The sequence below is a fragment of the Paraburkholderia sp. genome (genome assembly GCF_050742655.1).
In the GTDB taxonomy this organism is placed as follows: Bacteria; Pseudomonadota; Gammaproteobacteria; order Burkholderiales; family Burkholderiaceae; genus Paraburkholderia.
Window position 1 is genome coordinate 114136 of the sequence record NZ_JBOIGG010000002.1, and the last position, 14039, is coordinate 128174.

The window sequence follows — 14039 nt, forward strand, 5'->3', positions numbered from 1 at the left end:
CTGCTATGCTCGCTGGATCCCGTTCATGCCGGACCGACATCGTCTTGATCGCGCTCCAAGACGCGCATCAAAGCCGTCGAAAGGCATGACACCTACTTCAACTCGCATGGGGGTACCGCCATGCTGCGATCGTTCATTCAACTCTGCCAGCCGGCCAACAAGAACCTGCTGGTCGCCGCCGACGACGGACACGCAACGCTCACTGGCGGCGGCACCTACGCGATGCCGTGGCACTGGCACGATTGCCTGATGTTCATCCTGCCGAGCCACGGCGCTGTCGAGCTTCGGCATGAGGACCGGCGCGCAGGCACCTGGCTGTCGCAGGACCGCTTCGCGGTCGTCCCGTCAGGACGCGCGCATCAGACCCAGGCGGGCTGTGCGACCCACACACACGTCGCCGTCTACGTGACCGCGGACGCGCTGCGCCGGCTCGATGTCGGCGTCGGCTCGCTCGGCGAATTCCGCCGGCGTACGCGCACACCTATCCTCGTGCGCCGGACCGCCGCGATCCGGGCACTGCAGGAACTCTCGCTGCGCAACGACATGGGCACCTACGGCGGCCCGACGATCCGCCACGCACTCTCTTCCGCGTTGCTGATGCAGTGCATCGCCGAAGTGATCGCCGGCAAGACGTTGCCGGGGACCTCGCCGGGCGAGCACGGCATGGCGCTGGTCGCCGACCTCGAAGCCTTCGTAACCAGCCATGCCGATCAGGACATCCCGCTAGACGCACTCGAAGAACGCTTCGGCATCTCGCGCCGCCACATTACGCGTCTGTTTCGCGCGGGCACCGGCCTGTCGATCGGCGAGTTCCAGCAGCGCACGCGTTACGAGAACGCGTGCCGGCTGCTCGCCGAAACGGATCTGCCGGTCGGCGAAGTCGCGTTTCGCGTCGGCTTCGAAAGCGGCGCGGCCCTCGCGCGCGCGATGCGCCGCCTCGGCGGTCATGCCCCTTCCGATCTGCGCACGACGATGGCCCGCCCGGTCAAAAGCTAGGGCCCGCCCGAACGCGCGGCATGCCGCCGATCCCCGTAGTCTGACCGGATAGAAACACGCACTCCGGTCAGCGGGGCTCATTCGGTCATGTCTCAGCGTCACACAGTCGAACTCGTCAGCGTATTCGCCGCAGGCCCCGGCGGCGGCAACCCGGCGCCCATCGTCGTCGACGCCGCCGGCATGTCCGACACAGAGATGCAGGCGGTCGCCCTGCACTACGGCCACGAAAGCGGCTTCGTGCTGCCTGCCCCGCCCGGCTCCGGCTGCGATTACGAGTTTCGCTTCTGGGTGCCGAATCACGAGATGCCGATGTGCGGGCATGCGACCGTGGGCGCGGTCTGGCTGCTCCATCAAACCGGACGATTACAGCGCGACCGGCTGACTGTGCAGACCCGCAGCGGCCAGGTCGCGGTCCGCATCGACTCCAGCGCTACCGACGGCGCCGCGGTCGAAATTTCCCAGCCCGTGGGTCGTCTCGAACCATTACCCGACGAGTCACGCAGCCGCGACGAGATCCTCGACGCGCTCGGCATCATCAGCGCGCAACTTGCGCCCTTACCCATCCAGAACGCCTGCACCAGCCGCGTCAAGACGCTGATTCCGCTTGCCAGCCCCGCCGATCTCGACGCGCTGCAGCCGCGCTTCGAAAAAATCGAGGCACTGTGCGAGCGGATCGGCTCGACCGGCCTCTACCCCTACGCGACCTTCGATGCCTGCGGCCAGATTTTCGATGCCCGCCAGTTCCCGCGCGCGTCGGGTTATCCGGAGGACGCGGCCACCGGAATCGCTGCGTCCGCGCTGTCGTTCGGGCTTCTCGCGAACGGCATGGTCGAGGCGTCGGAGCGGATCATCACGATCCGCCAGGGACGCGCGATGAAACGTCCGTCGCAGATCTCGGTGCGCTTCAGTTTCGACACCGGTCATCCGGGCGGTTGCTGGCTTGGCGGTCCTGTGCGCTTCGAAGCGCATGCCGGGGCCACGTCATGACGACCAACATCGTCGGCCGGCTCGCGCAGTTGGGCCTGACGCTGCCGCCCTCGCCGTCACCGCGGGGGGCTTACGAAGCGGTAGTGATCCACGACGGCATCGCTTACGTCAGCGGCCAGGTCAGTCGCGTCGGCGACGACATCATCGCCGGACCGGTCGATCACGACACGCCACCCGAAGTCATCCGGCACGCGGCACGAACCTGTGTGCTGCGCGCCGTGAGCGTGCTCGTCGCGACGCTGCCGGCCACGTTGGCAATCGAACGCATTCTGTTTCTGCGCGGCTTCGTCAACGCGGTGCCGGACTTCGCGAATCACAGCCAGGTTCTGGACGAAGCCTCCGCGCTGCTCCACGACATCTTCGGCGAAAGCGGCCGGCATGCGCGATCGGCACTTGGAGTCGCGAGCCTGCCGGGCGTCGGCTTGCTCGAGATCGAACTCACCGTCGCGCTGACATCAGCTACACCCACAACACCAACGACATAACAACCCGCCGGGCCGCCGTGACAACGGCCTACCCGCGCGATCACTTACCGTGGAGAGAACCATGAATCGTCGTCAACTGCTGCAACTCGGCCTTGCTGCCGCGCCCGCCCTCGTGCTGTCCCGCGCCGTCCGGGCCGCCGATGCCGAACTGGTCGTTGGCTCGAACGTGGGCGCCCCGCCGTTCGCGTTCAAGCAGGGTGACATTTACACCGGCTTCGACGTCGATGTCTGGAATGAGATCGCGAAGGGTTTGAACCGCAAATGGCGGATGCAGCCGATGGAGTTCGGCGCGCTGATCCCCGCGCTTCAAACCCGCAACCTCGACGTGGTGGTCTCGCAGCTCTTCATCAAGCCGGAGCGTCAGCAGGTCATCGATTTTTCCGACCCGTACTACAGGAGCGGCCTGATCGCAGTCGTCCGCAGCAACAACACGACGATCCACACGCCCGCCGATCTCGCCGGCAAAACCATCGGCACCGAAACAGGCACGATCGCCGTCGATTACATCAAGGATCACATCAAGGACGCCACGCTCGAGCAGTTGCCGAACATCAACAACGCGCTACTGGCGCTGCAGGCCGGCCGCACCGATGCGGTCATCTACGACAAGCCGCTGCTGCTCTACTACGCGAACACGGCCGGCAAGAACAAGGTCCGGGTCGTGCAGCCTCCGCTCGAAGGCCGCGACGTCGGCATCGGCTTTCAGAAGGGCAGCCCGCTGGTTGCCGCGGCGAACCTCCAGCTCGCCGCGATGAAGGCCGACGGGCGGCTCAAGGCGCTGAACCTGAAATGGTTCGGCGAGGCGACGTCGTGAGCTTCGACTGGGCAGCCGTCGTTGCCGCGCTGCCGGATCTGCTGCAAGGTCTTCGGCTGACGATCCTGATCGCGCTGGCCGGACTGGCCGGCAGTGTCGCACTGGGTATCCTCACCGGCGTCGCACTGACCTACGGTGGCCGGATCGCGGTCGTCCCGGCGCAGCTCTACGTCGCGTTGATTCGCGGCACGCCGATCGTGGTTCAGGTCATGTTCGTCTACTTCGCGCTGCCGATCATGATGAACCTGCGCATCAGCGCGACGAGCGCGGCGATCATCACGCTGATCGTCAACGCGGGCGCCTATAACGCGGAGATCATCCGCGGCGCGCTCGACGGCGTGCCGGCTGGACTGCGCGAAGCCGGCCTCGCGATGGGTCTGCCCTTTCGCACGGTGCTGGCTCACGTCATCGCGCCGATCGCCTTCCGCCGCGCGCTGCCGGCGATGGGCAACCAGTTCGTCAGCCTGGTGAAGGACACGTCGATCTTTCTCGTCATCGGCGTCGGCGAACTGACGCGACGCGGCCAGGAAATCATGGCCGAGAATTTCCGCGCGGTGGAGATCTGGAGCGCGGTCGCGGTCATCTATCTGATCGTCATCAGCCTGCTCGCGCTGGGTCTGCGCGTGCTCGAACGGAGAGTGCGTCTGCCATGAGCATGATCGAATTTCAGCAGGCGTCGAAGCGCTTCGGCCCGCACGTCGTGCTACAGCCGCTCGATCTCGCGATCGAGCGTGGGGAAGTCGCGGTGATCGTCGGGCCGTCCGGATCCGGCAAGTCGACGTTGCTCCGCTGCATCAACGGACTCGAAACCATCAGCGGCGGCGATCTGCGCGTCGACGACATCAGCGTGCTCGGTTCCGCGCGCGACGTCAGGCGCATCAGGCTCGAAGCCGGCATGGTGTTCCAGCAGTTCAACCTGTTTCCGAATCTCACCGCGATGCAGAACGTGATGTTCGGACCGATCCGCGCACGCGGTCGCTCGCGGACGGAAGCACGCGAGATCGCAGGCGCGCTGCTGCAGAAAGTCGGCCTGGCCGAGCGGATGCACCACTATCCGTCGCAGCTTTCCGGCGGTCAGCAGCAACGTGTTGCGATCGCGCGAGCGCTTGCCGTGCAGCCGAAGCTGATGCTGTTCGACGAACCGACGTCGGCGCTCGATCCCGAACTGCGTCAGGAAGTGTTAAAGGTCATGCAGACGCTCGCCGCCGAGGGCATGACGATGGTCGTCGTCACGCATGAAATGGGCTTTGCGCAGCGCGTGGGTTCGCGCCTGCTCTTCATGGAAGCGGGGCGCGTGGTGCATGACGGCAAGCCTGTCGAGATGCTGTCGGCACCGCCGGGAGAACGCTTCCGTGAGTTTCTGCAGCACGTCCATTGATGCCCTGCCCGCGCAGTTAACGACGATCCCCCACTGGAGTTTGCAGCCACCATGATTTCTTCACGCTTCGAAAGCGACTACGGGTTTCGTCGGGACAGTGTCCGGCTCGGCAACTGGCGCGAAGCGCCCTGGAGTACGTGGGCGTTTCGCCATGTCCACGAACTGATTCCGACCGCACGCATCGCTGCGACGCCTGGCCTCGTCGAAGAACCGAAGGTCGATGCCGCTACTTTGATCGAACACGAGTTCACGTTCGACGGCGAACGCCGCACGGTCGAGGCGACTCTGCGGCAGACCCACACCGATGCGATCACCGTGATGAAGGCCGGCCGCATCGTCGCCGATTTTCACGCGCCGCACTTCACGCTGCAAAGCCGCCACATCCTGTTCTCGGCGAGCAAGTCGATTGCGGGCCTGCTCGCCGGCATGCTCGTCGGTGACGGTCTGCTGGACCCCGACGCGCCGGTCACGCAGTACGTGCCAGAACTCGCTGGGTCGGCGTTCGGCGACGCGCGCGTCCGGCATGTGCTGGACATGCGCACCAGTCTCACATTCAGCGAAGACTATCTCGATCCGCTTGGCGACTTCGCCCGCTATCGTCGCGCCGGTTTGCTGGATCCGCGGCTCGACGGTGTGCCGGAGGAGACCGTGATCGGTTTCCTCGCTTCGCTGCGCAAAGGCCCCGGAGAACACGGCGGCCCCTTTCATTACTGCTCGCCCAACTCGGACGTGCTCGGCCTCGTGATCGAGGGCGCGTCGGGCGCGCGCTATGCGGACTTCGCGGCCACGCGGCTGTGGCAACCGCTCGGGCTGCGCCAGGACGGCTGCGTGACGGTGGACCTCGCCGGTACCGCACGTTCGGGCGGCGGCCTCTGCATGACCGTGCGCGACCTCGCGCGGATCGGCGAGATGGTGCGGCTTGGCGGGATCGTCGACGGACGCCGGCTGGTGCCGGTGGAGTGGATGAAAGAGATGCTGTCGGGCGGCGATGCCGACGCATGGCGAAACGGGTCGTTCTCTGACTGGCTGCCGAGCGGCAAGTACAGCAACAAGTGGTATCAGGTCTGCAACCCGAGCGGAGCCTGCTTCGCGATCGGCATCCACGGCCAGTGGCTATACGTCGACCCGTTACGCGAAACGGTGATCGCGAAGTTCTCATCGCAGCCGCAACCAACCGACAACGATCTCAAGCATCTGAACTTCGCGTTATTCGAAGCGATCGCGACGATGACGTGATAAGACCTGACACCATCCACTAGGCACCACTTCCACTCAGATTCAACAACACGATCCCCAGGATTGCCGTGCACAGCCCCACAGCCTTAACGACGTTTAACGCCTCACCGAACCAGACGACCCCGATCAACGCGGTCAGCACAGCGCTGCTACCGGCCCAGGCAGCATAAGCCAAACCGATCTCGATTCGTTTAGTGGCGAGCGCCATCAGCCAGACAGCGGTCGCATAGCACGCGACGGTCAACGCGGAAGGAAATGGGCGGGTAAAACCGGAGGAGAGATTGAGTGCCGCTGTACCCAGCGATTCGGCTGCAACGCTTGCAGCCAGAATGAGCCATGCGGCTTGAGTGGTGAACATACGCGTACCTCGCCAGCTCGACGCTTATACCGAGCGTCATGCGAGCAGGGAAAGGTAGCGGTACCCCAACGCCTTCAAAATATCATCGCGTGCGTCATGTCGCAACATCAGGTTCCATCGAGTCCCACGCGATCCTGTCGAAGATCGACTGCAGCTTCATTCCGCGCGCCGTGTTCAGCATCGTCGCGTGCGCGACTCGTCCCGCGAGGTAGCCCCGAAAATCCGCATGCGCATCGCGGTTCTGCGACGCCGATCCCTGGCGAACGCAGTTGGTCAGTATCGCCTTCAGCGTATCGAACTGGTCGCGCGCGAAATTCGGATGCCGGTTGACGACGACGCCCGCGAGCCGCTGCCGCACGCCACGCCGCATCACGCGCGTCTTGCGTAACTGCAGCGCGAAACCCTCCTCGATCGCAATCGAGGCGACCCAGATCGGCAGCCGCTCGGCTGCGCGCGCGAGCATAAGACCGCCGGAGAACGCGAGATCGTCGGCATAGCGCGTGTAGGTCGCATCGAGCGAACGTGCGAGCGCGGCAAGCCGCGTGTCGAGCCGGAACGCACACAGATTCGCGAGTGCGGGCGACGTCGCCGCGCCCTGTGGCAGGTGACGGTCGCGATAGCGCTGACGGCCGGACGAGTCCAGTCTGTCACGCAGGTCGGACGCGAGCAGCCGCGCGGACGGCACGCGATTGGTACACAGCGCTGTCAACGCCCTGACGACTTCGACCGGATAGCCGAGCGTGTCGAACAGCGCATGGACTTTCTTCGCGCCGACCGACACGAAGAAGTCCATCAGATCGAAACGGATCACGACGTCGCGATCCGCGTGCGGCGCGGCGAACGACACGATGCCACGCCCTTTTCGAAACCCGTGCGCGGCATCGTGCGGCGGAACGCGATCGAGCAACCCGCGCAGAATCCTGCGTTGCGCTTCGCGCAGACGGCCCTTCGGAATCTCGATCAGACGGCATCCGCCGTCGCGCTTGTCGAACATGCGGTACGTGTAGTGATGCAATGGCGTTCCGCTGCTGCGGGGCTCGACGCGCCAGTGATCCGTGAGCCATTCGAACTCGGGTATCGCGAGGCCGAGCCAGTCGGCGAGATCGCGTGACGTCGACCATCGTGGAAGCTCGAGTCCAGCGAGCGCAGGCGGCAACGGCCGTTGCACGGGCGGTTGCAGCACGATCCGGGCAATCCTGGGCGGGTCGTCGCTTCGCCACGCCTCTACAAATCGCGGCGCATCGGTGATGAAGAACGACAGGTCGCGGGGACTGACCTCGGTCCAACGCGTACCGAAGATCTTGACAGCACCGACCGCGACGTCGTGTACCCACAACGGCGAATCGCCGAGCACGGCCACCATCCGCGCGGCCACGCCATCGGTTTCCGGTGGTCCGGCCAGCATCGCTTTGGCGATCGCGCGCGTGATGTCGTACAGGGATGAGACCATAAAGAGCTGAAGGCGGGACGATGAGCCAACGTGCCTGGTGCTGCGAGAGCCGTCCTGCGCAACGCGCAGTCCCGCTCTTGCGATGCATCGGTGAGTCGATCTCATCCACGGGGTAGCCCCGTAGTCCAGGAACATCGGCTGCCTGTTCCGGGCGTGTGCTTGACCCACCGCCCCGCGTCGCGACTGTAACGGTCGCTGCGCGGCAGTGTCAATCGGGGCTCCAGGTCGGGTGTCCTACGCCTTTTCGGCCGCCTGCAAGTTTGTGCTCCTCGTCAACGTCTCCCATGTGTCGAGGTCGTGCTGCAGGTCCGCGATCTTGTTGCGGATCAGATCGAGCGCGTCTCCGCCGATGACCAGATGCAGCGGCGGCCGATCCGCTTGCAGCGCCGTAATGATGGCCTTGCTGCCGAGCACCGGATCGCCCTGCTGCTTGCCGTGTGCGGCCAGCACGCCGTCGCGCACTTTGCCGACGGTGTCCGCATAGGCCGGCAAACGCACGTTCGACTGCTTCATCGACCCACCCCGGAAGTCGGTACGAAACGCACCCGGCTCGACCACCGTCACGCCAAGGCCGAAGGCTGCAATCTCTTTGGCCAGCGTTTCGGACAAGCCCTCCACGGCGAACTTCGCCATGTGATAGAAACCGACCGCCGGGAACGTCGTCAGCCCGCCGACCGAGCTGATGTTGACGACATGTCCACGCCCACGCTCGCGCATGCCCGGCAGGACCGCCTTGATCATGTTCCAGCTACCAAACACGTTGGTTTCGAACATCGCCCGGACGTCGGCGTCCTCGCCCTCCTCGATCGCGGCGAGGTATCCGTATCCGGCGTTGTTGACGAGCACGTCGATGGCGCCAAACCGCGCTTCAGCCGCGGCGACCGCCGCCGTCACCTGATCGGGTTGTGTCACGTCGAGTTCGACCGCAACGGCGGCGTCGCCGTACTCCGTCACGAGGTCCTGAACGGTGGATGCATCCCGCGCACTGACGACTACGCGATAACCCGACTCCAGCGCCTGCCGCGCGAGCGCCTGGCCCAAGCCCTTCGAGCATCCGGTGATAAGCCAGACTGCGTTTTTCCTGATCATGTCCGTACCTTTGGTCCTGTGAAGTCAATCACTGCCCGAACGCGGCGCGCCTATGCCGATCGCAGGTCGAAGCAGCACCTTGACCTCATGGTAAAGACGATTATCCTTGCAATCATGTCGAATAATTCGAATGAGCCATGCAATCTGATCGAACGATGCTGAGACGCAACCTCGACGATCTGTCCGCGTTTGCGACGGTTGCGCGAACGCGCAGCTTCACGCGTGCGGCGGCTGACCTGGGCGTGTCGAATTCGATGTTGAGCTACACGATAAAGCGGCTCGAGCAGCGGCTCGGCATTACGTTGCTGCGGCGAACCAGCCGCAGCGTTGCCCCCACCGAAGCGGGACAGAAACTGCTGCTGACGCTGGAGCCCGCACTCGATGCAATCCACGACACGCTGGGTACGCTCGGCGAGGAACACGATCGCGTGTCGGGGACGCTGCGGATCACGGCGACCCGGCAGGCTTATGAAGCGGTGATCCGCCCCGTGCTCGCAGACTTCTGTGCGGCCCATCCGGCTGCCACGGTCGAAGTCATCACCGACTACGGGTTTCGCGACATCGTGTCCGATGGCTTCGACGCCGGCATCCGGTTAGGAGAGAAATTGCAGCAGGACATGGTGGCGTTGCGGGTAGGACCGGAATTGCGGATGGCCGTCGTCGCGTCGCCGGATTATCTATCGCGGCACCCCGCTCCCACGATACCGGAAGACCTCCACGCGCACCGTTGCATCAACTACCGGATGGTCACGGCGCACACGCTGTATGCGTGGGAATTCGAAAAGGACGGCCGTCGTCTGAATTTGAAACTGTCGGGGCCGCTGACGTTCAACGAACCCGATCCGATGCTGCAGGCCGCCGTGGATGGGCTCGGCGTCGCGTACGTGCTGGAGCATGAGGCGGCGGCGTGTGTCGCGTCGGGTCGTCTGGTCCGGCTGCTGGAAGACTGGACGCCGCCGTTTCCTGGGTTCTTTCTATACTACCCGTCGCGCAAGCAGGTCTCGCCTGTGCTGGCGGCGTTGCTGGTGTTGTTGCGGAAGAGACTGGACGACGAACGTTGAACAACGCAATAGAAGAACTGCCTCACATGCAGCGGCCCCCACCCTTGCCCCCTCTCCCACCCATTGTGTAACCTGTCGGTATTCCGTATCCAGAGAGAATCCACAATGGCCGCACCGCTCGCGAGACTCAAGGCGCGAACCGACTATGTCGACGAGGTTTATCGAGTGCTGGTCGATGCGATCAGCGAGGGTTCGCTCGCGCCCGGCACCCGGTTGACGCAGGAGGACATCGCCGAGCAGCTCGCCGTATCGCGTTCGCCGGTATTGCAGGCGCTGCGAATGCTGAAGAAGGATGGTTTGGTGCTCGATGCGCCCGGACGCGGGCTGCTCGTCGCGCCGCTCGACGCCGACTGGATCGCCCACCTCTATCAGATCCGCGGTTCGCTCGATTCGCTCGCGGCTCGCCTCGCGGCAGAGAAGCGCTTCAAGCTCGACAAGACATTGATCGCGAATGGCCGGCGCGCGTCGAAGGGCGACGACGTCAAGGCGATGATCGAGTCCGACGTCGCGTTCCATTCCGCGATCTATGTCGCGTCGGGCAATCCGCTGATCGCGCAGACCGCGCACAACCACTGGGTTCACCTGCGCCGCGTGATGGGCGCGGTGCTGCAAGGCTCCGGCCAGCGCAAATCGATCTGGGACGAACATGCAGCGATCGCCGCTGCGATAGCGGACGGCAACGCGCGTCTCGCGATAGAACTCAGCGAGCGACACACGCAGATCGCAAGCGCGAACCTGGTCAAACGCATCAGCGAAGTGCTCGGTGACGAAAGCGGCGTCGCGCGCTAGGTTGCGCGACGCCGCTTGTGTCGGTACGGCTTAAGCGACCCCGTGCTCGTGACGCGTTCTTTCGGGTTCCGCAAGCGTCCGTCGATTGTTGACCAGGTGCGCCGGCACAGCGAACACCAATGCCCCGCCAATCACGAGACTCACCGCGAGGCCAAGCACGCCCGAGCCCGTCGACCCCGTCGCGGCCTGAATGAAGCCGATCACCGACGGACTGACCACGCCCGAAATGCTGCCCACCGAATTCGCAAGCGCAAGTCCCGCCGCGGCGGCGGAGCCGCCGAGAATCGCGGGCGGCAACACCCAGAACTGCGAAATCGTCGTCATCACACCCATCGTGCCGACAGTCAGCGCAATCATCGCGATCGTCGTCGAGTGCGCGAAGACTACGCTTAGGTACAGCCCTGCCGCACCGACGAGGCCGGGCAGCGCGAGGTGCCAGCGCCGCTCGCCGCTACGGTCGGAACTGTGGCTCACCAGCAGCATCGCGACGACGGCTCCCGCATACGGAATCGCCGTGAGCAGACCGATGTCGAGCGTGTCCTTGACGCCGCTTGCCTTGATCAGCGTCGGCAGCCAGAAGCTCACGCCATACAGGCCCATCGTGTAGAAGAAATAGATCGCGCTCAACAGCAGGATCGTCGGATTGAGCAGACCGTCCTTGATCGAATGCATCATGTGCGCGGGCGTTTCGCTTCTCAGGTTGCGCTCGACCATCTGCTTTTGCGCATCGCTTAGCCAGCGCGCGTCCGCTACCTTGTCGTCGAGCAGCAGGAACGCGGCGACGCCGAGTACCGCCGTTGGAATCCCTTCGAGCAGGAACAACCATTGCCAGCCGGCGAGGCCGTGCACGCCGCCGAGATGCGTCATTAGCCAGCCCGATAGTGGACCGCCTACGACGCCCGACATCGGAATGCCCGTCAGAAACAGCGCCGTGACCTTCGAGCGCCGCGACGCGGGAAACCAGTAGGTCAGATAGAGCAGGATCGCTGGAATGAAACCCGCCTCAGCGACGCCGAGCAGAAACCGCATGATGTAGAAACTCGTCGGCGTGGTGACAAACATCATGCCCGCGGAAATGATGCCCCACGTGACCATGATCCGTGCGATCCAGCGCCGCGCACCGACGCGCAGCAAAATCAGATTGCTCGGTATTTCGAAGATCAGATAACCGACGAAAAACACGCCGGCGCCCGCACCGTACACGGCTTCGCTAAAGCCGAGATCCTTCAGCATCTGCAGCTTCGCGAACGCGACGTTGATCCGGTCGAGATACGCGCACAGATAGCAAAGAAACAGAAAGGGTAGTAGCCGCCACATCAACTTCGCGTAGGTGGACGGCTGGTCACAGTCAGAACGCGCGGCCGCGTTGTGGGAACTCATGGTGATGTCTCCTGGTGTTCTTGCCCGGCCGGCGACCGCGGCGTGTCGTGCGCTCTTTCGGTCGTCGTGCAGTAATGCCCCTGCTAGCCGCGACGCAATCGTGCGATGGCAACGCAAGGGGGATGCGTCGCGCCTAGTCGAACATGTCGGGCTGCGTCGCGATGAGTTCGTTCCAGAGGGTCTGAAAATGCAGCCAGCCGATGTAGTCGCTGCCGACATGCTCGCGGCTATAGCGGGCGCGCTCTGGTGCGACGAGCTTCGGTGTTGCGCCGGTGGCTTCGACCATCAATTGCTGCTGGCAGCAGCGCTCCAGCGCGATGAACCAGAACGCGGCCGAATCGATGCTGTGACGGCTCGCCGTCAACAACCCGTGATTCTGATGAATAGCGGCTTTCACGCCCGCAAACGCAAGGGCCACCTTGTTGCCGCCCTTCACTTCGACCGCTACCTTGCCGGCCTCGTCGCCGATCACCACGTGGTCTTCGTAGAAGGCCGCCGCGTCCTGAGTGATCGGATCGAGCGGCTTGCCGAGCGACGCGAATGCCGTCCCGTACACGGTGTGCGCATGGCACATCGCGACGATGTCCTGATGCATTTCATGCCCGGCGGCGTGCAGCACGAAGCCCGCGCGATTGACCGCGTAATCGCCTTCGACGACATTACCCTGATGGTCGGCACAGATCAGGTTCGACACCTTCACCTGCGAAAAATGAATCGCCATCGGATTGGTCCAGTACAGCGCGGGGTTTTCCGGATCGCGTACCGTCAGATGGCCGGCAAAGCCGTAGTCGAATCCGTGCAGCGCGAATGCGCGGCACGCGCCGACGAGACGTTCCTTCAGATGCCTGCGCTGCTCCGCTGCGTTCCGGAAAACCGGCAGTTCGGGAAAGATCAGGCCTTGCTGATCGGGTTGATAGATCGAAAGTTTGCCGGGCTTGACGATCGATTCCGGCTTTTCTTCGACGAGATCCATGGACATGCATTTCTCCTTGATAGTGCGAGTACGGCGGTGACGGTTGAATGCATCCATGGTCGCGGGAGCGTTACCGATTGACAAACGATGGCTGTTCACAGAAAGATGAATCAGGTTCATACATCGAGCACCCCATGAGACGGATTCCGAATTTTGTGCTGTTGCGCGCCTTCGAATCGGCGGCGCGGCTGCAGAGCTTCACGCTCGCTGCGGAAGAACTGCATCTGACGCAGTCGGCGATCAGCCATCAGGTCAAGGAACTCGAGGAATATTTCGGCCGCCCGCTGTTTATTCGCCGTAATCGACGGGTCGAGATGACGCCTGAAGGTTGGCGGCTGCAGGAAAGCCTGGGACGCGTGTTCGATGTGATCGAAGCCGCGTGTAACGAGGTCGCGCTCGCGCCCGATGCGCAGGTGCTCGTGCTGCACAGCGCGCCGAGTTTCGCCGCGAAGTGGCTGGGGCCGCGGCTACCGCAATTCATTCAGGCGCATCCGGACATCACGATTCGCTTCTCATCGGGCGCGGAGCCGCTCGACATGACGCGCGCGCATGAAGTCGACGTGACCATTTCGTATGGATTCGCGCAGGAACGGCCGGGCGTCGTCACGGTCGCGCTCGGTGACGAACGGATCGTGCCACTCTGTTCGCCGTCGCTGTTGCGCGATGGCGTTGCGCCGGACCGGTTGATCACCGAGCTGACGTTGATCGACTCACAGTTGAGCCGCATCACGTGGTCGGACTGGTTCGCGTACAACGGCATCGCACTGCCGGTGCGGCCGCGGCCGTCGTTCGACCGTGCGGCGCTCGTGCTGTCGGCGGCTGTGGACGGGATGGGCGTCGCGCTCGAAACCACGCGCCTCGCCGAACGCGAGCTGCTGCGCGGCGATCTTGTTGAATTCGGCGCAGGCGTGTTCAAGCCGCTCGCGCGCGAGACGCATTTCCTGTCATACCGGGAGAGTCAACGCAACGTCGACAAGGTCCGACGGTTTCGCGACTGGCTGCTCGCGGCGGTCGGTCTTGAGCCACGCGTCGACGCGCGCTGA

The 14039-nt window shown here is 64.1% G+C and carries 15 protein-coding genes; 10 read left to right on the plus strand and 5 right to left on the minus strand.

The features are described 5' to 3' along the window. The first annotated feature begins 120 nt into the window (after positions 1-120). From ACREXZ_RS03190 to ACREXZ_RS03220, 7 genes are all read left to right on the plus strand, one after another. Positions 121-996: a helix-turn-helix domain-containing protein gene (locus ACREXZ_RS03190; protein WP_431762582.1), complete on the plus strand. Its 876-nt coding sequence runs from the start codon at positions 121-123 to the stop codon at positions 994-996. 87 nt (positions 997-1083) lie between these two features. After that, on the plus strand, positions 1084-1983 hold the full coding sequence (locus tag ACREXZ_RS03195) for a PhzF family phenazine biosynthesis protein (protein WP_431762583.1): 900 nt from the start codon (positions 1084-1086) through the stop codon (positions 1981-1983). Next, a complete protein-coding gene (locus ACREXZ_RS03200; protein ID WP_431762584.1) occupies positions 1980-2468 on the plus strand; it encodes a RidA family protein in 489 nt (162 codons plus the stop codon). Before ACREXZ_RS03195 ends, ACREXZ_RS03200 begins: the two co-directional genes overlap by 4 nt. A 61-nt stretch (positions 2469-2529) precedes the next feature. Next, positions 2530-3282 (plus strand): transporter substrate-binding domain-containing protein, encoded by a 753-nt coding sequence (locus tag ACREXZ_RS03205; protein WP_431762585.1) that lies wholly within the window; start codon positions 2530-2532, stop codon positions 3280-3282. Continuing rightward, positions 3279-3935, plus strand: coding sequence for an ABC transporter permease subunit (locus ACREXZ_RS03210; RefSeq protein ID WP_431762586.1), 657 nt, complete (start codon positions 3279-3281; stop codon positions 3933-3935). Before ACREXZ_RS03205 ends, ACREXZ_RS03210 begins: the two co-directional genes overlap by 4 nt. After that, positions 3932-4660, plus strand: coding sequence for a glutamine ABC transporter ATP-binding protein GlnQ (glnQ, locus tag ACREXZ_RS03215; RefSeq protein ID WP_431762587.1), 729 nt, complete (start codon positions 3932-3934; stop codon positions 4658-4660). The genes ACREXZ_RS03210 and glnQ overlap by 4 nt, the downstream gene beginning before the upstream one ends. A gap of 51 nt (positions 4661-4711) precedes the next feature. Continuing rightward, complete coding sequence (locus ACREXZ_RS03220) at positions 4712-5896, plus strand: serine hydrolase domain-containing protein (protein ID WP_431762588.1); 1185 nt, start codon at positions 4712-4714, stop codon at positions 5894-5896. Between the two features lie 19 nt (positions 5897-5915). Here ACREXZ_RS03220 and ACREXZ_RS03225 read toward each other — a convergent pair whose 3' ends face one another. The 3 genes from ACREXZ_RS03225 to ACREXZ_RS03235 all read right to left on the minus strand — a co-directional run bounded on the left by ACREXZ_RS03225 (position 5916) and on the right by ACREXZ_RS03235 (position 8793). After that, positions 5916-6254, minus strand: coding sequence for a DMT family transporter (locus tag ACREXZ_RS03225; protein ID WP_431762589.1), 339 nt, complete (start codon positions 6252-6254; stop codon positions 5916-5918). Between the two features lie 94 nt (positions 6255-6348). Next, a complete protein-coding gene (locus ACREXZ_RS03230; protein WP_431762590.1) occupies positions 6349-7704 on the minus strand; it encodes a reverse transcriptase family protein in 1356 nt (451 codons plus the stop codon). Positions 7705-7938: 234 nt separating this feature from the next. Beyond that, a complete protein-coding gene (locus ACREXZ_RS03235) occupies positions 7939-8793 on the minus strand; it encodes an oxidoreductase (RefSeq protein ID WP_431762591.1) in 855 nt (284 codons plus the stop codon). 155 nt (positions 8794-8948) lie between these two features. On the opposite strand from ACREXZ_RS03235, the gene ACREXZ_RS03240 reads away from it, so the two are divergent. Both ACREXZ_RS03240 and ACREXZ_RS03245 read left to right on the plus strand, forming a co-directional pair. Continuing rightward, positions 8949-9854: a LysR family transcriptional regulator gene (locus ACREXZ_RS03240; RefSeq protein WP_431762592.1), complete on the plus strand. Its 906-nt coding sequence runs from the start codon at positions 8949-8951 to the stop codon at positions 9852-9854. A gap of 105 nt (positions 9855-9959) precedes the next feature. After that, positions 9960-10643 carry a GntR family transcriptional regulator gene (locus tag ACREXZ_RS03245; protein ID WP_431762593.1) on the plus strand — a complete coding sequence of 228 codons (684 nt, stop codon included), beginning with the start codon at positions 9960-9962 and terminating at the stop codon, positions 10641-10643. A gap of 30 nt (positions 10644-10673) precedes the next feature. Here ACREXZ_RS03245 and ACREXZ_RS03250 read toward each other — a convergent pair whose 3' ends face one another. After that, a complete protein-coding gene (locus ACREXZ_RS03250) occupies positions 10674-12023 on the minus strand; it encodes an MFS transporter (protein ID WP_431762594.1) in 1350 nt (449 codons plus the stop codon). 133 nt (positions 12024-12156) lie between these two features. Then, a complete protein-coding gene (locus ACREXZ_RS03255) occupies positions 12157-12996 on the minus strand; it encodes a class II aldolase/adducin family protein (RefSeq protein WP_431762958.1) in 840 nt (279 codons plus the stop codon). Positions 12997-13130: 134 nt separating this feature from the next. On the opposite strand from ACREXZ_RS03255, the gene ACREXZ_RS03260 reads away from it, so the two are divergent. Next, positions 13131-14039 carry a LysR substrate-binding domain-containing protein gene (locus ACREXZ_RS03260; RefSeq protein ID WP_431762595.1) on the plus strand — a complete coding sequence of 303 codons (909 nt, stop codon included), beginning with the start codon at positions 13131-13133 and terminating at the stop codon, positions 14037-14039.